General features: G+C 40.2%; 21 protein-coding genes. 3 read left to right on the plus strand and 18 right to left on the minus strand.

The features are described from left to right. Window positions 1-91: 91 nt before the first annotated feature. Window positions 92-649 carry a hypothetical protein gene (locus MED217_RS14155; protein WP_009781225.1) on the plus strand — a complete coding sequence of 186 codons (558 nt, stop codon included), beginning with the start codon at window positions 92-94 and terminating at the stop codon, window positions 647-649. A 15-nt stretch (window positions 650-664) separates the two neighbouring features. Here the strand turns inward: MED217_RS14155 and MED217_RS14160 are convergent, their stop codons facing one another. From MED217_RS14160 to MED217_RS14210, 11 genes are all read right to left on the minus strand, one after another. Beyond that, complete coding sequence (locus MED217_RS14160) at window positions 665-1060, minus strand: hypothetical protein (protein ID WP_009781226.1); 396 nt, start codon at window positions 1058-1060, stop codon at window positions 665-667. A 146-nt stretch (window positions 1061-1206) separates the two neighbouring features. Beyond that, a complete protein-coding gene (locus tag MED217_RS14165; protein WP_009781227.1) occupies window positions 1207-2742 on the minus strand; it encodes a GH3 family acyl-acid amido synthetase in 1536 nt (511 codons plus the stop codon). Between the two features lie 85 nt (window positions 2743-2827). Further along, the gene (locus MED217_RS14170) at window positions 2828-4219 is read right to left on the minus strand and encodes a M20/M25/M40 family metallo-hydrolase (protein ID WP_009781228.1); all 1392 of its coding nucleotides are present in this window, start codon (window positions 4217-4219) and stop codon (window positions 2828-2830) included. 164 nt (window positions 4220-4383) lie between these two features. Next, window positions 4384-5250 carry a PPK2 family polyphosphate kinase gene (locus tag MED217_RS14175; RefSeq protein WP_009781229.1) on the minus strand — a complete coding sequence of 289 codons (867 nt, stop codon included), beginning with the start codon at window positions 5248-5250 and terminating at the stop codon, window positions 4384-4386. A gap of 21 nt (window positions 5251-5271) precedes the next feature. Beyond that, window positions 5272-6435 carry a sigma-54-dependent transcriptional regulator gene (locus MED217_RS14180; RefSeq protein ID WP_009781230.1) on the minus strand — a complete coding sequence of 388 codons (1164 nt, stop codon included), beginning with the start codon at window positions 6433-6435 and terminating at the stop codon, window positions 5272-5274. Between the two features lie 2 nt (window positions 6436-6437). Beyond that, the gene (locus tag MED217_RS14185) at window positions 6438-7325 is read right to left on the minus strand and encodes a hypothetical protein (protein ID WP_009781231.1); all 888 of its coding nucleotides are present in this window, start codon (window positions 7323-7325) and stop codon (window positions 6438-6440) included. An 11-nt stretch (window positions 7326-7336) separates the two neighbouring features. Next, window positions 7337-8254, minus strand: a complete 918-nt coding sequence (locus MED217_RS14190; RefSeq protein ID WP_009781232.1) for a mechanosensitive ion channel family protein — start codon at window positions 8252-8254, stop codon at window positions 7337-7339. Window position 8255: 1 nt separating this feature from the next. Then, the gene (locus tag MED217_RS14195) at window positions 8256-9545 is read right to left on the minus strand and encodes an ABC transporter permease (RefSeq protein ID WP_009781233.1); all 1290 of its coding nucleotides are present in this window, start codon (window positions 9543-9545) and stop codon (window positions 8256-8258) included. Next, window positions 9545-10501 (minus strand): ABC transporter ATP-binding protein, encoded by a 957-nt coding sequence (locus tag MED217_RS14200; RefSeq protein ID WP_009781234.1) that lies wholly within the window; start codon window positions 10499-10501, stop codon window positions 9545-9547. Before MED217_RS14200 ends, MED217_RS14195 begins: the two co-directional genes overlap by 1 nt. Before the next feature lie 331 nt (window positions 10502-10832). Next, window positions 10833-11957, minus strand: a complete 1125-nt coding sequence (gene dnaJ / locus MED217_RS14205) for a molecular chaperone DnaJ (RefSeq protein WP_009781235.1) — start codon at window positions 11955-11957, stop codon at window positions 10833-10835. Window positions 11958-11994: 37 nt separating this feature from the next. Continuing rightward, window positions 11995-12570: a nucleotide exchange factor GrpE gene (locus tag MED217_RS14210; RefSeq protein WP_009781236.1), complete on the minus strand. Its 576-nt coding sequence runs from the start codon at window positions 12568-12570 to the stop codon at window positions 11995-11997. Window positions 12571-12724: 154 nt separating this feature from the next. Here MED217_RS14210 and MED217_RS14215 point away from each other — a divergent pair, with 154 nt between their 5' ends. Next, complete coding sequence (locus tag MED217_RS14215) at window positions 12725-13399, plus strand: YceI family protein (RefSeq protein WP_009781237.1); 675 nt, start codon at window positions 12725-12727, stop codon at window positions 13397-13399. A 191-nt stretch (window positions 13400-13590) separates the two neighbouring features. Here the strand turns inward: MED217_RS14215 and MED217_RS14220 are convergent, their stop codons facing one another. Further along, on the minus strand, window positions 13591-14496 hold the full coding sequence (locus MED217_RS14220; protein WP_009781239.1) for a TIGR01777 family oxidoreductase: 906 nt from the start codon (window positions 14494-14496) through the stop codon (window positions 13591-13593). 148 nt (window positions 14497-14644) lie between these two features. On the opposite strand from MED217_RS14220, the gene lnt reads away from it, so the two are divergent. Further along, window positions 14645-16246 carry an apolipoprotein N-acyltransferase gene (gene lnt / locus MED217_RS14225; protein ID WP_009781240.1) on the plus strand — a complete coding sequence of 534 codons (1602 nt, stop codon included), beginning with the start codon at window positions 14645-14647 and terminating at the stop codon, window positions 16244-16246. Between the two features lies 1 nt (window position 16247). Here the strand turns inward: lnt and MED217_RS14230 are convergent, their stop codons facing one another. Genes MED217_RS14230 through MED217_RS14255 form a run of 6 tightly spaced genes read right to left on the minus strand, consistent with a single transcriptional unit; the run spans window position 16248 to window position 23175 of the window. After that, window positions 16248-17636: a sugar transferase gene (locus MED217_RS14230; RefSeq protein ID WP_009781241.1), complete on the minus strand. Its 1389-nt coding sequence runs from the start codon at window positions 17634-17636 to the stop codon at window positions 16248-16250. Window positions 17637-17672: 36 nt separating this feature from the next. Beyond that, window positions 17673-18686, minus strand: coding sequence for a glycosyltransferase family 4 protein (locus MED217_RS14235; protein WP_009781242.1), 1014 nt, complete (start codon window positions 18684-18686; stop codon window positions 17673-17675). Beyond that, on the minus strand, window positions 18643-20013 hold the full coding sequence (locus MED217_RS14240) for an O-antigen ligase family protein (RefSeq protein ID WP_009781243.1): 1371 nt from the start codon (window positions 20011-20013) through the stop codon (window positions 18643-18645). The genes MED217_RS14235 and MED217_RS14240 overlap by 44 nt, the downstream gene beginning before the upstream one ends. Next, a complete protein-coding gene (locus MED217_RS14245; protein ID WP_009781244.1) occupies window positions 19997-21067 on the minus strand; it encodes a glycosyltransferase in 1071 nt (356 codons plus the stop codon). The genes MED217_RS14240 and MED217_RS14245 overlap by 17 nt, the downstream gene beginning before the upstream one ends. Window positions 21068-21070: 3 nt before the next feature. Continuing rightward, window positions 21071-22183, minus strand: a complete 1113-nt coding sequence (locus tag MED217_RS14250) for a glycosyltransferase family 4 protein (RefSeq protein ID WP_009781245.1) — start codon at window positions 22181-22183, stop codon at window positions 21071-21073. Beyond that, window positions 22180-23175 (minus strand): glycosyltransferase family 2 protein, encoded by a 996-nt coding sequence (locus MED217_RS14255; RefSeq protein WP_009781246.1) that lies wholly within the window; start codon window positions 23173-23175, stop codon window positions 22180-22182. The genes MED217_RS14250 and MED217_RS14255 overlap by 4 nt, the downstream gene beginning before the upstream one ends. Window positions 23176-23182: the final 7 nt, after the last annotated feature.

Genomic DNA, 23182 nt, shown 5'->3' on the forward strand with positions numbered 1-23182 from the left:
GAGACGAACCTTATTTTAAATTTAACCTGAGCTGCATTTTAAAAACTAATTAACAGCTGAAGGCTTGCGCTATGCGTAATTTTACCAAGCTATGCACAACGATCACGAACTCAAAAACAAAGAAATACCTGAACGCATTTCGCACGAAATAAAAATAGCGCTCTCGTATTACCCTGAACTTGCAGAAACGCCTATTGCTTTTCGATTTAAGAAAGACATAAAGAAGTCTACCATGCAGGCGCAACCTGCTTTCAAATCCTTGCTAAAACCAAGAAAGAAAAGGTCGTATGTGATTTTCATCAGTAAAAAAATAAAGATCGAATCTGAGTCTTTTAAGATCACTGATATTCCTTCAGATGTTTTGATTGGATGGATAGGCCACGAGTTGGGACATATTATGGATTATCGCGATCGCAGCAGTTTAGATTTAATTTGGTTTGGTATTAAATATTTGTATTTCCCTAAATTCATCAGGGAAGCAGAGCGTGCGGCAGACACATTCGCTGTCTCGCACGGTATGGGAAAATACATTTTGGTTACCAAAGACTTCATCCTCAATCACGCGCATATTTCAGCAAAGTATAAAGCGCGTATCAAAAAACTTTATTTGTCCCCGGAAGAGATTATGATACTGATTAACAAGGAGTAATTTCTAATTAGAAATTCAATTAATTTCTTCAAAGAAAATCTCATTGTTATTTATAAACTGAATGTTAAAGGTGTTTAATCTCGTTACAGTATAAATCGTATCACTCATTCTATTATATGAATGATGACTACTTATTTTATAGTTTTGCTTGACTAAATCATACTTTATTTTATCGTATTCATTTTGTCTATCAATTTTAATAGTAAAGTATGTATAAGAGTCGTTAAATCCCCTATCTGCTTTTTTTGATATTATAACTCCCGAACTAGGATATTTTAATTTAAATGAATTTTCAAAAGTTCCTATTAATTCGGAATCAGAAGGATATACAATCCTATAAGAAAGATAGAAAGATGAAATAATTGAAATTGCAAATAGTGTTGCTGAAGATTTCAGCAATATATTTTTCACATTCCAATTCCTGAAAAAGCGCTTACTCAGTAAATTTAAAATAGGTTTTAATAAAAGGACTACTATAAATGAACATAAGAGTATTATGGTAAAAGAGAAAACAAATACGAAATATTCCATTCCAATTTAAATTCTAGCAACTAGCTTTAATTAGTTAATTGCTTCTGCACAAATTCCTCCCACTCGGCAAACTTTTCTTCGTTCATCACTTTTTCCATTTTTACTTGTCCGCCTTTTTTCTTGTTGGCACCACTCCATTCATAAAAAATCTCGGGGTTCACCGTATTTACAAACACACCTTTTAGCGCTTTACTGCGTGCGACACCATAATTCTTATTGGCTTCCTGCAAACTTTTATCTAAAGCATCTGCCAGTTCTTCATTAGAAACTGAAGTTTCGGTCCCTAAATACCAATAGTGGTAAAACTCATCATCTTCGGGATTACGTTTTGCCGCAATAGTAAATTCCGGGATTTTAATATCGAATTGTTCTTCGAGTTCCTGTACCGCAGCTTCCATTTTATTAACCGAAAGTTGCGACCCCACCGTGTTCAAAAAGAATTTAGTTCTTCCCGTGATCTTGATCTCTGCGCGCTCTTTGTTGGTAAAAGCAATCGTGTCCCCGATCAAGTAACGCCACGCTCCCGAAACGGTAGAAATGATCAAAATATAATCGGTTTCTTCTTCTACATCTGCCAGACTTATTACCGGCGCATCTTGTACCAGAGAACCATCCTGGTTGATATAATCCGGGTTCATAGGCACAAACTCAAAGTAAATACCGTTATCAGTGACCAATTTCATCGCGTCTGTTCCTGGTCTTGCCTGAAATGCGATAAACCCTTCTGAAGCGAGATAAGTATCAATCACCGTAATGGGTTTCCCAAGAAGTGCATTAAAACTCTTTTCATACGGCTGAAACGCTACACCTCCTGAAGTATATACCTGAAGGTTAGGCCAGATCTCATGAATATTATTCAAGTTGTGATACTCGATAACTTTTTCTAACATCAACTCGATCCAGCTTGGAATTCCGCTTAGGGCACCTATATCCCACTCTTCGGCTTTCTCTGCAATGTGTTGTACACGCTCATCCCAATCTTCAATCTTGGCAATATCTTCTCCCGGCTTGTAATAGCCTCTAAACCAAAACGGGATATTACTTGCGCTAATTCCGCTTATTTCTCCTTCCTCGTGGCCATTTCGCTTTGCGAGATCTGTAGAACTACCCAACATCATGATTTCCTTTTCAAAAAAGTCAGGTTCTAGATCAAAGTGGGCCAAAGCCCCCACTTGCTTGATCCCAGCCATACGAATGGCATCAACCATTTCATCGGTCACCGGAATGCGCTTGCTGCTTTTTCCTGTGGTCCCGCTACTCAAAGCGAAATAATGCGGAGTTCCCGGCCAAGTGACATCAGTCTCCCCTTCGTGCAATTTTGACCACCAGGCTTCATTGATACTGTTGTAATCAAAATACGGAAGCTTTTCTGCAAACAAGGTTGCCGGATTTTCTGATTCTAAAATCGCATTAAAATCATAGTGCTTTCCAAACTGGGTGTCTTTGGCTTTTTCTAATAAAGATTTTAAGACCTCTTCCTGTTCTTCAAGCGGATTGGATTCTGGAATTACTTTATCTGAAATATCGATAATCCCTTTTATGATGGAGCCTAATATTGCCATGATTTAGTTGTTAGTTTGGTTTGCTATAAAATTAAAAGACCTCGTGAAAACGAGGTCTTTACTTAGTAGAAGTTTAACAACAATCTTAGTCTTTAAGCGGCTTCTCATTAGTTATTGGAGGAATCACGCCGTACGTATCAAAAAGATAAACCAAGCTGGTCATTGTCGCCGCGCCCAGCTCTAATTCTCTTTTATTTACCGCGTCAAACGTATCATTAGAAGCGTGGTGATGATCAAAATAACGCTGCGAATCAGGACGTAGTCCTGCAAGAACAGTTCCTTCTTCTTTTAACGGACCAACATCTGCCCCGCTACCTCCTAATTCAAAAAAGTGAATCAAGTACGGCTTAAACAACGGAATCCAGCTTTGTACCTGCTCAAAATTGGCCTTATCAGCGTCAAAAGAAAATCCGCGAGGTGTGAAGCCACCGGCGTCGCTTTCTAAACCAAAAACGTGTTTCTCTCCTTCTTGCTTCGCCACTTTTGCATATTCTGTACCGCCGCGCAGGCCGTTTTCTTCATTCATAAAAAGTACAACACGTATGCTGTGCTTCGGTTTATAATTTGCAGCTTTCATCAAGCGCAACACTTCCATACTTTGTACCACACCGGCACCGTCATCGTGGCTTCCGTCTCCCAGATCCCACGAATCTAAGTGACCACCTACAACCATAAATTCGTTAGGTTTTTCGCTTCCGGTAATTTCACCAATCACATTAAACGAAGGCACATCTTCTTCATAATTCTTGCAATTCATTTTAAGATAGAATTGCGTGCTCTTGTCTTTTTTAAGCATTTTGCTCAACAGCGCTGCTCCATTAGTGCTTATGGCAGCTGCTGGAATACGCTTGTCGTTAGGCAAGTCTCCGTAAGACATCGAACCGGTGTGTGGAAGATCGTCCATTCTTAAATTCATCGAACGCACAATAACACCCACAGCACCATATTTTGCAGCTTCCATAGCACCTGCATAACGCTGATCTACACAACCGCCATAAGCAGAAAACGTCTGGATCAAATCGGCCTGCATTGGGCGATTATAAAAAACGATTTTACCTTTCAATTGGTCTTCGCCATATTTTGCTAGATCATCAAGACCTTGCACTTCAACAACCTCTGCAGTAACCCCAGAAGGCGCCGTAGCAATAGAACCACCCAAAGCACAAACAGGAACGTCTATGCTTCCGTCAGGACCTTCAATATGTGCTTTTTCCGGTGCGCCTCGCTCCCATTTGGGAACCATTACCGGTTGTAGCCACACTTTATCAAGTCCGATTGATTCAAGTTCTTTTTTTGCCCATTGCACTGCTTTTTCTGCGCCGGTGCTTCCGCTAAGACGCGGACCTATATCATTTGATAGTTCGTCAAGCCACTGATAGCTGTTCCCGTTCAATAAGGACAAATCGTAAAAATTACGCAGTTGTAAGGAGTCTTTAGTTGTTTGAGCAGAAACCAAATTGAATCCTGCAAACAACATGACGAAGAGGAAAATTCTTTTCAAAATTAGTTGTGTTTTAGATGAGTCCTAAAAATAATATTCTCTTGCGGTATTTACGCCATTAAACAGAAAAATCGCCACTTCCGTGCCGATTTTTGATAGTTTCATTAAATGTAATGCTGAAATTATAAAGTTCTCAACTATTATTCTGATTCCAACTGTTTGCGATACGCATCAATATTACTTTTAGTCTTCTCATCGAGTTCCGGCTCTTTAATGTCTTTGTAAGACGAAAGCTTTTCTAGAAGAATATTAGCTAAAATCAACCGCGCGGTAGGTTTATCGTCTGCCGGAACGATATACCAAGGTGCGTGAAATTTTGAAGTTTTATTAATCGCATCTTCGTAACACTGCTGATACTCATCCCACAAGGCGCGCTCTTTAAGATCGCCTGCGGAAAACTTCCAGTTTTTATTCGGTTTATTTAATCTTCTAAGCAAACGATTCTTTTGCTCTTCTTTAGAGAGATGTAGAAAAAATTTGAAGATGATCGTTCCGTTATCGGCGATGTGCTTTTCAAAATTATTGATCTGCTCAAAACGATTTTCCCAAAAGGCTTCATCAATATCTGAAACTTCATTGATCCCAGGAATGTTTTCATTCAGTATATATTCAGGATGCACGCGCGTCACCAAAACATTCTCGTAATGCGTTCTATTAAAAACACCCACTTTACCTCTAGCCGGCAATGCGATGTAATGACGCCACAAATAATCGTGCCCCAATTCTAAAGACGTTGGCGTTTTAAAACTGTGCACCACCACACCCCGAGCATTAAAGTTTTTAAAAACCTCGCGAATCAGACTATCCTTTCCGGCAGTGTCCATACCTTGAATGCAGATAAGCGCAGCATATTTCCCATGCGCGTACATCGCATTTTGAATATCGGCAATCTTTTTACTTACCTCATCCAACTCTTGCTCGAGTTCTTTGGTCTTCCCAAAATCCTCGTGGGTTTTACGTTCTGAAAGTTTTACGGGTCCCGTAATTTGATAGTCTGAAGCTTTCATAAGCCTAAATTTTTATGCTGATTATTTACTAGCGAAGAGTTTCACATCTTCTTCAGAAACTTCGCTACCACCCAAAATAATTAGACGCTCTACGACATTGCGCAGTTCGCGTATGTTTCCCGTCCAATCGTATTCTTGTAGCTTTTCGACCGCTTTATCTGTAAAGTTCTTGACCGCTGTACCTTGTTCGCCGGCAACCTTATTGGCAAAATGAGTTACCAAAAGCGGAATATCATCTCTGCGGTCATTAAGAGCCGGTACCGCAATTAGAATAACTGCAAGACGATGGTACAAGTCCTCTCTAAACTTACCGTCTGCAATTTCCTTTTTCAGGTCTTTATTGGTTGCTGCAAGCACGCGCACGTCCACTTTAATATCTTTATCGCTACCTACGCGAGACACTCTGCTTTCTTGCAAAGCACGTAAGACCTTAGCTTGCGCCGAAAGACTCATATCGCCAATTTCGTCTAAGAAGATCGTTCCGCCATTTGCGGCTTCAAACTTCCCGGCACGGTCTTTATTTGCTGAAGTAAAGGCTCCTTTTACGTGGCCAAAAAGTTCGCTCTCGATCAACTCAGAAGGGATCGCTGCACAGTTCACTTCAACCATTGGTCCTTTTGCACGATCACTTTTTTCGTGCAGCCAATGCGCAACAAGTTCTTTACCGGTACCGTTGGGACCGGTGATCAAAACACGCGCTTCGGTTGGCGCTACTTTTTCAATAATATCTTTGATCTTGGTGATGGGATCGCTCTCCCCGATCATCTCGTACTGCTTGCTTACTTTTTTCTTAAGTCGCGTATTTTCTACAACCAAGTTCTTTCGGTCTAAAGCATTACGCACGGTGTTAAGCAGTCTGTTTAAATCGGGTGGTTTTGAAATGTAATCAAATGCTCCTAATCGCATTGTATTTACGGCTGTATCAAGATCTCCGTGACCAGAAATCATAACCATCGGGATTTCGGGCTTTACTTTTTTGGTCGCCTCAAGTACTTCAACACCATCCATTTTAGGCATTTTGATGTCGCAAAGCACAAGATCATAATCGTTGTCTTTGATCTTTTCCATTCCGGCGAGACCGTCTTCAGCCTCCTCAACCTGATACGCCTTATTTTCTTCGGTTAAAATTTTGACGAGCACGCGACGAATTGCCGCCTCATCCTCTATGATTAAAATCTTTGACATACTTAAAATTTAAATTTCACACCCGTTCTAAAATAAAACGTGTTGTCACTATTTATCGTGTAAATATCATCCCGGTTATTATTCCGCAATCTAAAATCATTGCTTACAGAATGCGTTGCGTAGGCATAATATAGTAAATGATCTGTAAAAAAATGTTCGTAACCCAGACCCGCCAGAATAATGGTCATCGAAATATTTTCAGCCGTGCGCCCATCGATAACCATATTGTTCTGAATGTTTGCAAAAATGTTATCTAAGGTTGCAAAAGCCTGCAGTGCATCTTTATGTGAGTCATTCAAATAATGACGCACATTGGTTTTGGGCACACCCAAGGTGTATGTCCAATTGGGATGAAATTCTCTATAGTAATTTACTAGCGGAAGCGGAAAATTACGCCCCGGAGTTGTAGAATAATCCAAACCAAAAATCCAGCGATACGGTTTTGTCGGAGAATTTTTCTTTCTATCATTTATCGCGTAGACAGAAGCCGTATAAATCCAATCATCAGGAACTAAAGTGCCCGCGATATTGGAGTTGATTCGGGCGCCGGCTTTTACACCAAAAACCCAATTTTCTTTAAACCGCCACACATATCCGGCATAAGCCGAAATACGATGTAGCGTGCTCACATCGTGAATATTGAAACCATCTGGAACCGCATCTTTGATATCAATATTGATGTTTCGATATTGAAAACCGGCTACCAGCATATTATTGAGCTCTTTATCTAACGGAATAGGAACTTGCAAAAGTGCTCTGAATCGTCCTACCGAATTGTTAGAATTACTAAACGGAATGTGCATATATTCTACCCTGGCGATATCTGTGGTTTGCGATCGCATCGTAAACATCACAAAAAGCAATACAGGTACCAGAATATATTTTGACATAAAAGGTTTTCTTATTTATTTTCGGTTGGAAAAAAGTGTACATCCCGCTGTGGAAAGGGAATGGTAATATTATTCTTTCTAAACTCTTCGTCAATTCTAAAACGAATTTCACTCTTGATCCGCGGATCTGAAAAGCTGTCATTGATGAAGAAATAAACGCCAAAATTCAACGAAGAATCTCCAAAATCTTCAAAGAGCACTGTAGGCTTCGGGGTCTTGAGCACACCATTTTGTTTATTGGCGCAGTCTAACAAAATCTTACGAACGAGCTGTGTATCGCTTCCATAGGCGACACCTACTTTCACGGTTTCCCGAGTGGTTTTATGATTCTGAGTGTAATTGTAAACAATCTCATTGATAAAGTGATGATTAGGTATTATGATGACTTTATCATCTCGGGTAAGCGCACGTGTGGTACGCAGTTTAATTTCAAAAACACGACCTACTTTACCGTCGATCTCGATCACATCTCCTACCGAAAGTGATTTATCGACCATAATGAAAATTCCGCCAATGATATCTGTAAATAAATCCTGTAACGCGAGACCTAAACCAACAAATAAAGCAGCTGAAGCAGTAAGTAATACGGTGACGTCAATTCCCGAAGCGCTTAAAGTAATCACCACGACAATGACATAAACGATGTACCTGATGAACTTGAAAATGCTTTTGAACTTGAGTTCATTTTCAAGATCCATATTACGCGTGATAAAACTTCGTATCAGGCGCAAAGCAGCGGTAGCCACAATAAATGCTAGAATCACGAGTAGTAAATGACCAACCGTAAAATCTATCGGCGTATTTCCCGTTTTAAAGTGAATACCCAGATTAAGAAAATCCTGAATGGTTCCCCATACATTTTCTTCGATGACGTCCTTTACTTTTTCGGCGCCTTCTTTTACTGTTTCTTTTACATCCTCCTGAATCATGCTAGTACTTCATCCACTTTAAAATTTCCTTATAGGTAGGCTTTTTACCATACATAAGAATTCCCACTCGATATATTTTTGAACCGAACCAAACCGTAAAAAGGAAGGTTGCGATCAAAATACTCACAGAGAGTGCCAACTGCCACCACGGCACTCCAAAAGGAATGCGCATCAACATCACGATAGGTGAGGTCAACGGGATCATAGAAAATATGGTCGCGATAGAACCGTCTGGATTTTCGATCACAGCAAAGAAGCCAACGTAAATCGCTAGCATCAACGGCATTATAATAGGCAACATAAATTGTTGCGTGTCGGTCTCACTATCAACCGCAGCTCCAATGGCCGCATAGATCGAACTGTATAAAAAGTAGCCCCCAATAAAGTAGATCAGGAAGAAACACGCCAGCTTTAGAAGTGGCAGATTAAGTACATCCAGAAGAATCAATTCGATTTTGTCTAAATCTGTTGTGGCCATATTGCCCACCGCGGCATTGGGCGCACCGCCCTCTAAGCCCAGATACAGACTTAAAAAGGTAAGTAAACCACCGCCAATCAGCAGCCAGATCATAAACTGCGTAATTCCTGCAAGCGTGGTACCCATAATTTTACCCATCATTAATTTGAAAGGTTTTACCGAAGAAATGATCACCTCGATAATACGATTGGTCTTTTCTTCAATCACAGAGCGCATCACCATATTGCCGTAAATGATGATAAACATCATCAAAAGATAACCGGCACCACCTCCAAAACCGGCTTTAATCCAGTTTGAAATTTTTGAAGTACGCTCTCCGGCAAAATCTTCAATAGTTATACTTATTTGGGTTTCTGAAGCATCTATCAGATCAAGATCAACCCCGCGGTCTAGTAATTTCTCATTGGTCAGTTTGGTTTCAATTTGCTCTTCAATCCCTTCAATTGTAGAAATTCCCGGCGCTTCATTGCCGTAAAAGCGAACGCCAGAGGTATTTTTCTTAACGTTTTCAGGAATATATAGTAAACCGAAGTATTTATTTTCTTCCACCAAATCTTTTGCGGTTTCCAACCCTTGCGGAGAAAGATCGAGATAATCTATGTTGGCAGTGCTTTCAAATTCCTTATAAAAATATCCACTCTCATCAACCACCACAATGGTTTGCTTTCCGGCTTGATTAAGTTGCGTGAGATACGTGATTAACATAATCATCCCGACCACGATCAACGGACTCAGAAAAGTCATGATAATAAACGAGCGATTGCTTACGCGGGCTTTATATTCTCTCTTGATTATTAATGCTAAAGACCCCATTAATTTGCGTTTATAGTTTGAATGAAAATATCATTTGCTGTGGGCACTACCTCCACAAAATGGTTGATCGTCCCTTTGTTTGCAAGGAAGCCTAAAAGATCATTAGGGCTTAAGCCATCTGGAATTTTTACTTGAAGTTTGAGATCGTTCTCGTTGATCGTTTTAAACTGTGCCGCATTAAGCTGCCAATCATCGCTTGCGCTCTCGAGTACATTTTTCTTAAGTGTTTCAAGACTTTGAACACTATCATCTCCTGTTTGAATCCCAACCTCAAAGGTATTTGTGCGGTATGCTCTTTTAATATCTGAAAGACGACCGTCAAGCACCTTATTACTCTTATGCATCAATGCAATATGATCGCACATCTGCTCCACAGATTCCATACGATGCGTAGAAAATAATATTGTCGCACCGTCATCTCTTAATTTCAGGATTTCATCTTTGATCAACGTGGCATTGATAGGGTCAAAACCACTGAAGGGCTCGTCGAAAATAAGCAATTTCGGTTTGTGCAAAACCGTAACAATAAACTGCACCTTTTGCGCTTGACCTTTTGAAAGCTCCTGAATTTTTTTATTCCACCAGTCCATCATCCCAAGACGGTTAAACCAGTAGGCACTACGTTCTTTAGCTTCAGCTTTAGTCAGTCCTTTAAGACGGGCCAAATAAATAACCTGCTCTCCCACCTTCATCGACTTATACAAGCCACGCTCTTCGGGCATATAACCTATATTGATGATATGCTTTTGATCTAGCGCTTCGCCATCTAGATACACCTTACCGGTATCTGGCATTGTGATTTGGTTAATAATACGAATGAGCGTCGTTTTACCCGCGCCATTAGGTCCTAAAAGTCCAAAAACACTTCCTTTAGGAACTTGGATAGAAAGATCGTTCAGAGCGGTATATTTCCCGTATTTTTTATGAATATGGTCAGCGACTAAAAGGTCTGTCATAGAAGTTTGTAGTAAACTACCTCGGGGCAAGCCCATAAGGCATTCGTTGCGAACAAATTTTAATTTTGTATCATCCTGATAGCTATCGGGATGGGGCATTACACCCTTTGGCTATGCCAATAAAAGCTAAAGATATTGAAAACCATAGACCTCAAAGGCCAGTTAAGAATTATTTAGTATCAAAAACCGGTATACCAAGGCCCTAAAACAAAAACCCACCCTTAATGTGAATCAAGGATGGGAAAAAAATTGCTATGAAAAAGAAAAATATCACTAACTAGTGATTAGTGATATTCAAATATACACTTTTTTCTTAATAACATCTTAAAATTTAAGAAAACATGTCTTTTACCTTTTCAAAGAAGGATTTGTCCTCCTGTTGTGGCTGCGGTGAGAAGTGCTCATCGTCTAACATATTTTCAAAAAATTCACGTTGTTCTTTCTTAAGGTTTTTTGGTGTCCACACATTTACGTGTACCAGTAAATCTCCTTTACCATAACCGTTAATTGAAGGAATACCTTTTCCACGTAAGCGTAATATTTTTCCGCTTTGCGCGCCTTCTTCGATCTTGATGCGCACTTTTCCGGTAACGGTATCAATCTCTTTGCTGGTACCCAATACAGCTTCTGGGATACTGATGTACAAGTCATAATGCAGGTTATCACCCTCACGGCTTAAGGTCTCGTGTTCTGCTTCTTCAATAACCACAAGAAGATCTCCCGCGATTCCGTTGTTTCCTGGAGCTTCATTACCTTTTCCGGTAACTTTCAATTGCATCCCATCTACTACTCCGGCAGGAATTTTAATAGAAACCGTTTCTTCTTCGGTCTTCATTCCTTGCGCGTCAGCATCGCTTGGTTTAGAATCTATCATCTGACCGCTACCACCACAGGCTGTACACGGCGAAGCGGTTTGCATTCTACCTAAAATAGTATTGGTAACTCGTGTTACCTGCCCGGTTCCGTTACACGTAGAACAGGTTTTGTAAGTAGTTCCGCTAGCTTGCTTTTTACGCTTAACTTTGATTTTCTTTTCGGCACCGTTGGCAATTTCCTCAAGGGTTAGCTTCACGCGAATGCGCAGGTTGCTGCCCTTAGTTCTGCGTTGACCACCAAAGCCACCGCCAAAACCACCAAAGCCGCCGCCGCCGCCAAAAGCACTTCCGAAAATATCACCAAACTGACTGAAGATATCGTCCATATTCATACCTCCGCCACCGCCGAAGCCACCGCCTTCAAAGGCTTGATGACCATATTGGTCGTAGCGCGCACGCTTGTTCTCATCTCCTAAGACTTCGTAGGCCTCTGCTGCTTTTTTAAACATATCTTCTGCCTCAGAATCTCCCGGATTTTTATCTGGGTGATACTTGATGGCTTTCTTACGATACGCTTTTTTAATCTCTGCAGCAGTCGCATTCTTGCTTATGCCTAGTATGTCGTAATAATCTTCTTTCATCCCTATCTCTTCTTCAATCTTTAAAATTCATCTACAATTACTGGCCTACAACCACTTTAGGATAACGTATGATACGCTCCCCAAGCTCGTAGCCTTTCTCTACCACATCAACGATCTTTCCTTTAAGATCTTCCTGCGGTGCAGGAATTTGAGTGATCGCCTCGTGTACATCTGCATCAAATGCATCACCAGCTTGTACCTCCATTTGCTTAAGACCTTTTGTCTTAAGGGTTTCTCTCAACTTATTACTTATAAGCTCAACACCCTTAACAAGATTCTTGTCTTTTGCTTTTTCAATCTCAACCATCGCGCGATCAAAATCGTCTAAAACAGGTAACATCGCCTGCATCACTTCTTGACCGGCAGTTTTAAACAGTTCAACACGTTCTTTACTTGTGCGACGCTTATAGTTTTCAAACTCAGCAAAAAGACGCAAGAATTTATCTTTTTCCTTCTCTAAATCGGCTTGATATTTTGCCAACTCATCTTCGTTGGTCTCGGCAGCTTCAGCACTAGAAGCATTGTCTTCAGCTTCATGTTCAGCGCTTTGCACATCTTGTGCTTTATGTTCTTCGTTCTCGTGAAGTGTTTCTTCTTTATTTTCTGAACTCATTGTTTTTCTAATTTGCTTTGCAAACGGCAAAAGTACTGCCAATTCTACAAAAATGTCAAAATGTCACCGATATATTTTATAGTTTATTTAAGAGGTAAAACCAATTCTTCTGTTAATTTTGAGCTCTCAATTAACACTAAAAAAGGTAAATAGAATGAAAACTAAATTTTTAACGCTTTTTACTATGGCTGCGATGGTTACAGCTTTAGTATCTTGTAAAGACGAAAAGAAAAACGAAACTGAAGCTGCTGAAGCTGAAGCTGCTGTTGAGGCAACTGCAGAAGCAACCAAATATATGGTTGACAAAGAAGCTTCTGAAATAAAATGGTTAGGTGAAAAACCAACCGGAACACACGATGGTATTGTAGGTCTTGAATCTGGAGTTGTACGTGTTGAAGGTGATCAAATAAGCGGAAGCTTTCTTATCGATATGACTTCTATCACGGTTCAAGATTTAGAAGGAGATCAAAAAGCAAGTCTTGAAGATCACTTAAAAGGAACTGTTGAAGGTAAAGAAGGTGACTTCTTTAATGTTCAAAAATATCCAACAGCTGCATTTGAAATCACAGGAATCACTGAAGGTGAAGACGGAAAGAAAATGATGGCAGGTAACTTGACTTTAAAAGAAACTAAAAAGAACATTGAATTTCCTGTAACTTATGAAGTTTCTGGTAACACAATGACTTTAAAGTCTGAGCCATTCACTATCGATCGTACAGATTGGGATGTAAACTACGGTTCTAAATCTGTTTTTGATAACCTTGGTGACAAATTCATCAACGATGATATCGAATTAGAAATTTCTATTGTTGCTAATCAGCAAATGTAATTTGCAACAATATCATATTTAAAAACCGGCTTGAAGCCGGTTTTTTTATGCGCTTTATTGGCACCGCTAAAGGTTTTAATACTCCAAGACTTGCCTCGAAATTGAAAATTCGTTTCCGTGCAATGCCTCATGAGCCTGCCTTTGTCGGCAGACAGGCTTGACCTGAGGTAGTTTACTTTCTGCAAAGCGTATTAAGCAAGTAAATCCTTCAATGCTTGATTGAGTTGCGTGTATTTAAAAGAATAGCCTTGATGTTCTATTTTTTGGGAACTTACTTTCTGGCTTTCTAAAACCACTGCGGCCATTTCGCCTAAAATCAATTTGAGCATAAAGGCAGGAACTTTAGGGAAAATAAGAGGCTTGTTTAAGATCAAAGCCGCTTCTTTTGTCAAGGTTTCGTTAGTAACCGGCGCAGGCGCAACCGCATTATAAACTCCATTATTTTTGTTTAAAATCACTTCTTTAAAAATCCCGGCAAGATCTTCGAGATGAATCCAGGATTGCCATTGTTGCCCATCGCCTAACGGACTCCCTACATAATATTTTATAGGCTGAATCAACTTTTCTAAAGCTCCGCCATTTTTTGCCAGAACTACACCAACACGCACTTTGGCAACTTCAAGTCCTAAGGTCTCAAATTGATCTGCTGCTTTTTCCCAGGCTTCAACGACCGCACCTAAAAATCCCGGATTGTACTTTTCAAAAGACTCCGTATATAGTTGTGTTTTAGACGAAGCATATGCCCCAATAGCACTCGCTGAAACAAACTGCTCTACCTCGTGATCTGTTTCTTTTAAAGCACGCAAAAGGAGGTTTGCAGTCTCCGTTCTACTTTCTAAGATTGTTTTTTTATAGGCTTCGGTCCAACGCTCGGCAATACTTGCCCCGGCTAAATGTACGATGGTACTAACGCCATCTAGGCAAGCCTTATCAATTTCGCCTTTGGCCGTATTCCAAAGAAATCCTTTATAATTAGATTTGGTTTCAATTTTATTCGGGCTTGTAGTCAAGTAGTACACCTCGTGACCGGCTCCGTGCAATTGCCTCGTAAGCTCTTGCCCTACCAAACCGGTAGCACCTGTAATAAGAATTCGCATTTTTGGTTTTTGTCCTAAGTTAGCCACAATTCAAAAAGTGCAGGACGCCTTTTAAATAGGTTTAACACAATGGCGTATATATTTTCAGCTCTGCTTTTACGTTATAAATTGAGGTTACTGTAACTTGCTTCAGTCTTAGAAACTGTTTATGAAAAACTTTTTATTGGCACTTGCTACTGGATTATTACTAGCTTTAGCCTGGCCGACTTATGGATTTCCGTTGCTTTTGTTTTTTGGGTTTGTTCCTCTGCTGTTAGCTACACACAATCTCAACACTAAAGCAGCAAAAAGCCCAAAACTCAAAATTTTTGGGCTCGCTTACGTCGCTTTTTTCACCTTCAATATCATCACCACGTGGTGGCTTTATAATTCTACTCCTTTCGGGATGTGGTTTGCCGTGCTGGCAAATGCATTGCTTATGACTTTTGTATGGATGCTTTATGTGCGCATAAGCAAACGCTTTTCTAACCGTCTAAGCCTTGTCTTTCTCGTAGCCCTGTGGATGCTGTATGAATTTATGCATCTCAACTGGGAATTTGCCTGGCCTTGGCTCAACTTAGGCAATGCTTTTGCAACCTACACGGGCTGGATTCAATGGTATGAATACACCGGGACTTTTGGCGGAACACTTTGGGTTTGGGTATTGAATGCACTACTTTTTCAAGCACTTTTAGCCTTTAAGGAAACTAAAAAAATAAAGCAGCTAAGCATCCAAATAGCTATTGCCTTCGGAATCATTTTAATTCCTATTGGAATCAGTCAGCTTATTTTAGCGAATTACATCGAAACTGAAAACCCCGTTGAAATTGTACTGCTTCAACCCAACATTGACCCGTACACCGAAAAATACAATACGACAAACGAGCGCATTGCAGATCTACTTTTTGAGGAAGCTTTCAAGACGCTTACCCCTTCAACAGATTATCTTATCGCTCCCGAAACCGTACTTGCTGAAGGTGCCGGGGTTGATCTTCGTAATTTTGAATTTAGTACGGAAAAGGAAAAAGCAACGAGTTTTTTAAGTAACTATCCCAACCTAAATTATCTCGCAGGAATACAATTTTACCGCGTGTACAACGACAAAGCCGCTACCTTACCTACCTCAAATTACGTAGGCAAAGATCGCATAGGGAATCCTATTTGGGCAGACTTTTTCAATTCGGCTTTTCTTTTAAACGCTTCTGACAGCACGCAGATTTATCATAAAAGTAAACTCGTAGTTGGCGTTGAAAACTTTCCGTATCAAAGTATTTTAAAACCTGTATTGGGTGATGTGATGCTTGATCTGGGCGGCACGGTTTCTATGAAAACAACGCAAGAAAATCGTGTTGCTTTTACCGGAACTGATGGTACAAAAGTAGGTCCCGTGATTTGTTATGAATCTGTTTACGGTGACTTTGTTACCGGTTATGTTCAAGAAGGTGCCCAGTTTCTCGCGATCATCACCAATGATGCGTGGTGGGGCAACACCCAGGGACACAAACAGCACCTTAATTATGCACGATTACGAGCCATTGAAACCCGTCGCAGTATTGCACGCAGTGCAAACACGGGAATTTCGGCTTTTATCGATCAAAAAGGAGCAATTACAAAAGAATTGGGCTACGGTTTACGCGGAAGTTTAAAAGGCACGATCAATACTAATGACCGCCTTACATTTTACGTACGTTATGGGGATTATCTTGCTAAACTTGCCTTTATACCGGCAAGTATCTTGCTTCTACTTTCCTTTTTCAAAAAAGCAAAATAGCTTATTGCCCGCGATAGTATACTACCGTACTGATGGTTTTCAGCAAGATATTTAGATCAAGAAAGAGATTGCGGTGTTTGATATAGAATAGGTCGTACTGCAATTTTTCGAGCGTATCATCTACAGATTCGGCATACCGGCCGCGCACTTGTGCCCAACCTGTAAGTCCCGGCTTCACCGCGTGTCTGATCTCGTAAAACGGTATTTTTTCTGAAAGTTCTTTTACAAAAACGGGACGTTCTGGCCGGGGACCAATAAGACTCATTTCGCCTTTTAAAATATTGATACATTGCGGAATTTCATCAATACGTAAATTGCGTAGAATTTTACCAAAAGGAGTGATACGCCTGTCGGTTTTACTCGCATACTGCGCACCTCCTGCTTCGGCATCAACGATCATCGTACGCAATTTGATGATATTAAACGGCTTCCCATTAAGTCCAACACGCTCTTGGGTGTAAAAAAGCGGACCGCGATTTGCGATTAAATTCCCGAGAAAGACAAGCGGAAAAATAAAAAGACTCAAAAAGACTACACATAATGCAAAAATCGCATTAAACAACCTGCTGATAAAAAGATAGAATCGGTTTTTATTGCTTCGGCTAAATGGGAAATATTTATAAAAATCACGCTCTACGTGCTGCACCGGAACCCGATGTGTAATTTCTTCATAAACCTGAGTGTACTCCCGTATAGGAAAACCACGCTCCAACAACACAAGCAACTTATTATACAGATCAACCCCAACCCCTTTCGCCGAACTTGCCACGACAATTTCAGAAACTGTATAGCGCTTGATGGCTTTGATCAAATTATGTACTTCGATGGCTTTAAGTCGTTTATCAAAATCTTCGGGATGCACCTCATCGGTATTTACAAAACCGATCACGCGATAATTAGGGTCGGCTCTGTGTAAATTGGCCGCGATAAGGTTGATATCAAAGCTATTTCCCACTACTAAAATACGTTTATTAAAACGTGGGGCTGACACCAGTTTGATATAGGCATATCTCCAAAAGAGTATCCCTGCCACCATTGAACCAAAAAACATAAGTATTTGCAATCGGTTGTCTGGTAAAACCGGTGTGACAAATGGCGTTAGTATAAAAAACAAAACCGTTGTAGAAACGGTAAGTAGAACATTCTTGAGTGTCGTTTGAAAAGATGCAGCTTTTTGTAAATCATACAGCTCAAAAATCGCTGCAAAAACCGTGTAGTAAAGCCATAATACTAAAATCCATCCCCACCTGCTATACCTGATCTTCAAATAATCAAAATGAAATAAACTGTAGACAAGAATAAGCATCAAGGTAATCGAAGCCAAATCGAAGACGCGTAATAAAATTTTACGCTCAGAAATTTCAAAATGAATTTTGGGTATCCAAGACATGAAGGGGGCTGTTTGGTGCCTCAAATATAACCTATTTTAAGACAATAACTTATGCCACTGTAATTTTACCTGTTTCCAGGCAAAACCTACAGCTGTTGCTCTTCCTGATTCAGAAAGACAATAAGCTAATTTTGGATCACGCAATAAATGATTTATAGAATGAATAAATGCCTGCGCATCTCCGTCAGGAACAAGAAGTCCGTTCTCCTGATGACGGATTAAATAAGGAATCCCACCTACTTCAGTAGAAATGACCGGTAGTCCTAGCACCATAGCTTCAATAAGACTTACCGGTGTATTGTCGTAATGTGTCGTATTGATAAAGATATCATATTCCGCAGCCATAGAACACCAAGCTTCACGGGATAATTTTCCCGGAAACTGCACCTGAACACCAAGTTTTTCAGCGTGTTCTTTACACTTTTTTAGCGATCCATCCTTATCAGGACCTATCATACACAGCTGGGCTTCAGGATACTGTTGCTTTAGTTTATGAACTAATTCTACCGCCAAAATGGGATTATAGATCTCTGCAAAGGAACGCACCCATAGCAATTTGGGCTTAAGATTAGACCGCTGCTTAAATTCATATAAACTTAAATCAATAGCATTGGGAATTAATTTGACATTCTGATAAGCCTTTTCTTGAAAACTTCGTTTGAGATATAAAGAGGGTGCTACATTAGTATAGGACTTCCCAAATATACGTCTGGATGCTTTCGGGCTTTTTTCTAAGCGTTGCGGAAGATTTCCACCGTGAAGAATAGGAATATACTTTAAGCTGAATAATTTACAAAGACGAGCCGCGAGATAGGCATACCAAAAGCTTTGCGTACTATAGGTGTCGATCAAAACATAATCAGCCCAATGACGACTTTTGAACACCTCAACCAGCATATCAAAAAGCCTAAGAAATTTAGAACTTTTGCTACTTGCATAACGTAACGAAAACCTCTCTTGCTCCAGCCTCAACCCCAAAGTATCGACACCTGTTGGGGTATAGCCTTTATGGGCTAATTTGTTGCCGAGATAAAGTATTTTTTTTCTCATTAATTACGTTTAAAAGCGCCAGCGCGTAAATAAATGCCGGAGCCGCGACCCGCATAGAGGAATGATTTATGGTCAAAAACCAAAATCCATAAAAAGAATAGAACAAATAATTGTTTCTATTTCCTATTCTAAAAAACAATGGGGTTAATACTAAAATAAAAAGAGCAAGTAACCCAAACACGCCATGTTCTGACAACAGCCTACTGATCTCATTGTGAGAAGCAGCCAGTATATCGAGTTTTTCTTCGCGGTATTCTTTAGTCTTCCCTACACCGATCCCTAGTATTGGGTTGTTGACAAAAAACGTGAGTTCTGAAGTAATAAGTTCTTCTCTTCCTGTAGACAGATCTTCTTTAATGCGTCCTGCTGCATCCTTGTTGGCATAACGCAAATCGATAAGCCCCATCGTGCGGACGGAGGAGATCAACCAAGTGATGGCGATTGCGCCTCCGATGATCACTAAGTAAAATGAAATAGCATTTCGCTTTCTCCCGGAAACCCCTTGAAAATACATCACGATAAAAGCGATACTTATAAGCGCAGCCGTTAACACACCGCCTCGAGAAAAAGTGATAATTCCACGATAGGCCAAAAACATAAGCAATCCAAGATTGATAAAAAAGATGAGCTTATTGCGGCTGTTGACAAAGAGTTGAACGACTAAGGCAAACATTCCAATACCTAGGGCGGTGGACACTTGGTTAGGACCATACCCCCCGGAAAGTGCAAAATTAGATTGCGTTCCGTTAAGTACGTCCCGGGTATCGGGTGTAAAGAATAATAAATAGATCGAAAGTGCGATCACGGGCATTAAAAGACACCAAACCACATTATGCAACTGTTTACGGGTAATTCTACGGTCATAGCAATACAGCGCGGAAATCCCCAAACAAAATGGACCACTTAAATTGAAAATAACAGCCTTCCGCACATTCGTATCAAAATTCAGGGTTTCGGCAGCATAGATAACCCCCGGAATAAGCAAGATTAAATAGAGCCAGTAGGGTGCTGATTTCCGCGAAGTTCCACTAAAAAACAAGCCGATAAGAATGAAACAGATCACAGAATACTTCCCCGCTTCCCAAGGAATAATACTCCCACCGGTCATTCTAAAAAACACCTCACCTGCAGTCATATAAGCTGCCGCAAGTAAAGCCTGATTATTTTTATTTTTTGTCTGAAATGTCCATATCACAAAAAAAACGATAGACCCTAGAAAATAGAACAAACCTAAAAACCGAAATAAATAGATTGCAAAGCCTATAGCAGCATGAAGCCCTATAAGTTGCAAATACCGCTTATTATAGTTTTTAAATAATTTGATCATATATACCAATTACCTTCTTTACGATCTCCTGTGCGCCGTAGTGCTCTAGAACGCGTTTCTGAAAATGTATTGCATTGATTTCCGCTTCGTTTTTAGTATCCCTTAAACTCAGCAGCGCCGAAGTTAAAATTTCCGTATCATTCGCAGGAACACAAGATCCAAAACCGGCGAGCACTTCCTTGCACTGCCCCACATCTGTTGCTACTATGAGAAGTCCGGCTTGCCCATACTCTAACAATGCTAGAGGTAAGCCTTCTGAAGCTGAAGCGAGTACCCCGATATCGAAATGCGGTAAAATCGCCGACATTTTTAAATAAACCCCGTGATAGAAAACCGACTTTTTAACGGGGAATTGTGCGATGCGTGCTAAAAGCGAAGTTGCGTAGGAAGTGTTTGGTGCCTCTCCAAATAAATGCAAGGTATACTCAGAATCTGTTTCAAGTAACTTTTCAAAAGCATCTAAGAGCAAATGATGATTTTTTTGCCCTCGCAAATTAGCAACACAAACAATTCGCTTCCCTTTAATTCCTGCAAACTTCTTGGAGCTTTCTAAAGGAAATGCCTCTGCAATGAAATTACGCACATAGAAAGCATTACTAACTTTTAATGTACGTTGTGCCCAAAGTTTTAAATTCTCATTTACCGCAAAAACAGCATCAAAAGTTTTACTGCTCCATTTTAAAAATCCAACAGCTCGGTTTTCTAAATACTCACTATTCCCGTAATGATCGTGCCAAATCAATTTAAGTCCCGGGGTGATCATTTTAACTAAAGAAGCTATAAAATAACTGCTTCCGTGGGCTTGAAGGATTTGAATTTTATGCTCTCTTATAAAACGTCTCAACCGAAGCAGTGCAGCTATATCTACAGTTTTTGTTCGCTTTAAAAATAAATACGGCACCTCATCACACAACAATTCCTTTAGCGCACCCTCCTTTCGTGTAACCCCTAAAGCTGAAAACTCTATACAGTCATACAAGGCATTGGCATAATTGACCGCCACGCGTTCGGCACCACCGGTATCTAGACTGTCTATGAGTTGTAAAATACGCACGGTTTACAGGAGCTTTTTAAGTTCAGCTTCAAACAAATCTAAAGTATACGTACGTGACCATATGGAAGCTTTTTGTGCCATGTATCTCAGTCGGGCTTTATCCTTTAAAAGTGCTTCTAATTTGGTTATATCAGATTCAAGCTCAGCGTTGACCAAAACACCGCGATCACCATGGTCCAACATCCACGGCACGCAAGAAATTGAAGTAGCTATAGGAATAACACCCCACCACATGGCTTCTGCAATGGCTTTTGGCCAGCCTTCGCTTTTAGAAGGAAGTATTAAAAAATGACTTTTCGTGTAGGCTTCACCTAGCACAGAAGCGGATTGATTTCCGTGAAGAAAAGCACTTTTTTCTAGATGCTGCTCCGTGATAAAATCGAGAAGCATTTCCTTTAAGGGTCCGTCACCATAAAAATGAAGTTCTGCCGGAAAACCTTTGGAGATGAGTTCGTTTACTAGCTCTAAAGCATACAACGGTCGCTTACCCGGAACCAAAGATCCTACAAAGAGAAAACGCAAAGGCAAATCATATTTACGCTGAGGAAGCGCTTTCTTATCGGCTTCGGTATAGGTCGCGGTAAAAAAGGACTTAATATTTTTGCTTTGATGAGGCCAATCTCCGTAAACCAAAACCTGCATATTTTTGGTCAAAAAACGGTTGCTTAATATCCATTTTTGCAGATTATAACTCCAGGGCTGCTTCGCCTTAGGATCCCAGTTTCCCGCATACTTTGCCGTCTTTGTCTTCTTTGGAAAAAATAGCTGAACAAGTGCACCGAGCAAACCCATATTTCCGGGACAACGCAGATGAATGTGATCTGCACCCGACATTGCCCAATAAATTTTCTTAATTATTACCGGCAGCACCAAAAGTGCTCGCCCTACCTGAGCAATACCGGTAATGTCAAACGAAGGGACTTTGATCAATCGTAAACTTTTAGCTTTATAAGCTAAGTCTATACTTCCAGGATTTTTTGAGCTGAACGTACCTACTACATCAACTTCATCTACGTCTTTGAACCACAAATTCATTTCACGAACATATGGGCCATAGGAATAAAAATCTCCATCCTTTTCAAAATGCTCAATATGTGTAATTACTGCAAATTTCATTGAGGCTTTGGCTTATTAAAAAGCAAACTCCACCATCCCGCGACCCTACCAGCAGCTTCATTAAATGCTCCTTTTTTATCTACAGCTGTAAGCACATTTGTAACTCTAATGAGAGTAAGTAATAATGCAGTCGCATTCCATTTAAAGCGTGCTTTTAAATTCGGATTTGGATATTTAACCCGCCACACATACCAACCATTTCGAATCACCATTTTCCCGTATTTATAGAGATCAGGCCTTCCTGAAGGATCGTGATAATGTGACAATTGTGCCCTGGTGTTGATCCACAAAGAACCCAACTTCGAAGCTCTCAAGCTAAAATCGGCATCTTCATACAAGCCATAACCTTCAAAATAGCTGGAAAAACTAAGTTTCTCAAACAAGGATTTCCTATAAGCTGCCACACCTCCCATTAGTTGCTCTACTGGGTATGTTTTTCCGGAAGGGGGTAAAAAACTAATAGATCGTCCATGTCCAAAATTAGGCATAAATCCGGGAGCAGCATCAGGCTGTAATCCAAATAACGCACGCAATTGAAACCGACTACCTTCTTTCCGTTGATACCCATCAAAACCAAACCAACTTGCTCGTGGCTCATTTTGATCGGATTCCCAAGCTACTTCATTGATAATATAACCTCCCACCCCAACAGCATTAGGTTTTTCATGAAAAGTATGAAGAATTTGCTCAAAATAATCAGGCTCAAGGACCACATCATCATCCAAGAAACACACAATTTCAGACTTGGGATTAAGCTTCTCTATCCCAAAATTCCGCTGAAGGGTAAGTCCACGATCCTGCTTTTCAACCTTAAAATACTTTAGATTTTTAATAACCTCCTTTATAAGCACATTTTCAGTTTGGTTATCTATCGAACCATCGATCACTAAGATTTCATCGGGATAAAGCCTCTGCTTTTGAACCGATTTTAACAAGGTTACTAATGCTTGTGAGCGCTGATAGGTGCATATAATTAAGGAAAAAATGGGCATAAACTAA

This window comes from Leeuwenhoekiella blandensis MED217 (assembly GCF_000152985.1).
Classification (GTDB): domain Bacteria; phylum Bacteroidota; class Bacteroidia; order Flavobacteriales; family Flavobacteriaceae; genus Leeuwenhoekiella; species Leeuwenhoekiella blandensis.

What these genes read in the sequence shown, in the direction of transcription:
- MED217_RS14235 (WP_009781242.1), bottom strand. Translation starts at nt 18,686, where the DNA reads ATGAGAAAAAAAATACTTTATCTCGGCAACAAATTAGCCCATAAAGGC.
- lnt (WP_009781240.1), top strand. Translation starts at nt 14,645, where the DNA reads ATGAAAAACTTTTTATTGGCACTTGCTACTGGATTATTACTAGCTTTA.
- MED217_RS14185 (WP_009781231.1), bottom strand. Translation starts at nt 7,325, where the DNA reads ATGTCAAAATATATTCTGGTACCTGTATTGCTTTTTGTGATGTTTACG.
- MED217_RS14170 (WP_009781228.1), bottom strand. Translation starts at nt 4,219, where the DNA reads ATGTTGTTTGCAGGATTCAATTTGGTTTCTGCTCAAACAACTAAAGAC.
- MED217_RS14195 (WP_009781233.1), bottom strand. Translation starts at nt 9,545, where the DNA reads ATGGGGTCTTTAGCATTAATAATCAAGAGAGAATATAAAGCCCGCGTA.
- MED217_RS14180 (WP_009781230.1), bottom strand. Translation starts at nt 6,435, where the DNA reads ATGTCAAAGATTTTAATCATAGAGGATGAGGCGGCAATTCGTCGCGTG.
- MED217_RS14175 (WP_009781229.1), bottom strand. Translation starts at nt 5,250, where the DNA reads ATGAAAGCTTCAGACTATCAAATTACGGGACCCGTAAAACTTTCAGAA.
- MED217_RS14230 (WP_009781241.1), bottom strand. Translation starts at nt 17,636, where the DNA reads ATGTCTTGGATACCCAAAATTCATTTTGAAATTTCTGAGCGTAAAATT.
- MED217_RS14215 (WP_009781237.1), top strand. Translation starts at nt 12,725, where the DNA reads ATGAAAACTAAATTTTTAACGCTTTTTACTATGGCTGCGATGGTTACA.
- MED217_RS14190 (WP_009781232.1), bottom strand. Translation starts at nt 8,254, where the DNA reads ATGATTCAGGAGGATGTAAAAGAAACAGTAAAAGAAGGCGCCGAAAAA.
- MED217_RS14240 (WP_009781243.1), bottom strand. Translation starts at nt 20,013, where the DNA reads ATGATCAAATTATTTAAAAACTATAATAAGCGGTATTTGCAACTTATA.
- MED217_RS14220 (WP_009781239.1), bottom strand. Translation starts at nt 14,496, where the DNA reads ATGCGAATTCTTATTACAGGTGCTACCGGTTTGGTAGGGCAAGAGCTT.
- MED217_RS14250 (WP_009781245.1), bottom strand. Translation starts at nt 22,183, where the DNA reads ATGAAATTTGCAGTAATTACACATATTGAGCATTTTGAAAAGGATGGA.
- MED217_RS14255 (WP_009781246.1), bottom strand. Translation starts at nt 23,175, where the DNA reads ATGCCCATTTTTTCCTTAATTATATGCACCTATCAGCGCTCACAAGCA.
- MED217_RS14165 (WP_009781227.1), bottom strand. Translation starts at nt 2,742, where the DNA reads ATGGCAATATTAGGCTCCATCATAAAAGGGATTATCGATATTTCAGAT.
- dnaJ (WP_009781235.1), bottom strand. Translation starts at nt 11,957, where the DNA reads ATGAAAGAAGATTATTACGACATACTAGGCATAAGCAAGAATGCGACT.
- MED217_RS14155 (WP_009781225.1), top strand. Translation starts at nt 92, where the DNA reads ATGCACAACGATCACGAACTCAAAAACAAAGAAATACCTGAACGCATT.
- MED217_RS14210 (WP_009781236.1), bottom strand. Translation starts at nt 12,570, where the DNA reads ATGAGTTCAGAAAATAAAGAAGAAACACTTCACGAGAACGAAGAACAT.
- MED217_RS14200 (WP_009781234.1), bottom strand. Translation starts at nt 10,501, where the DNA reads ATGACAGACCTTTTAGTCGCTGACCATATTCATAAAAAATACGGGAAA.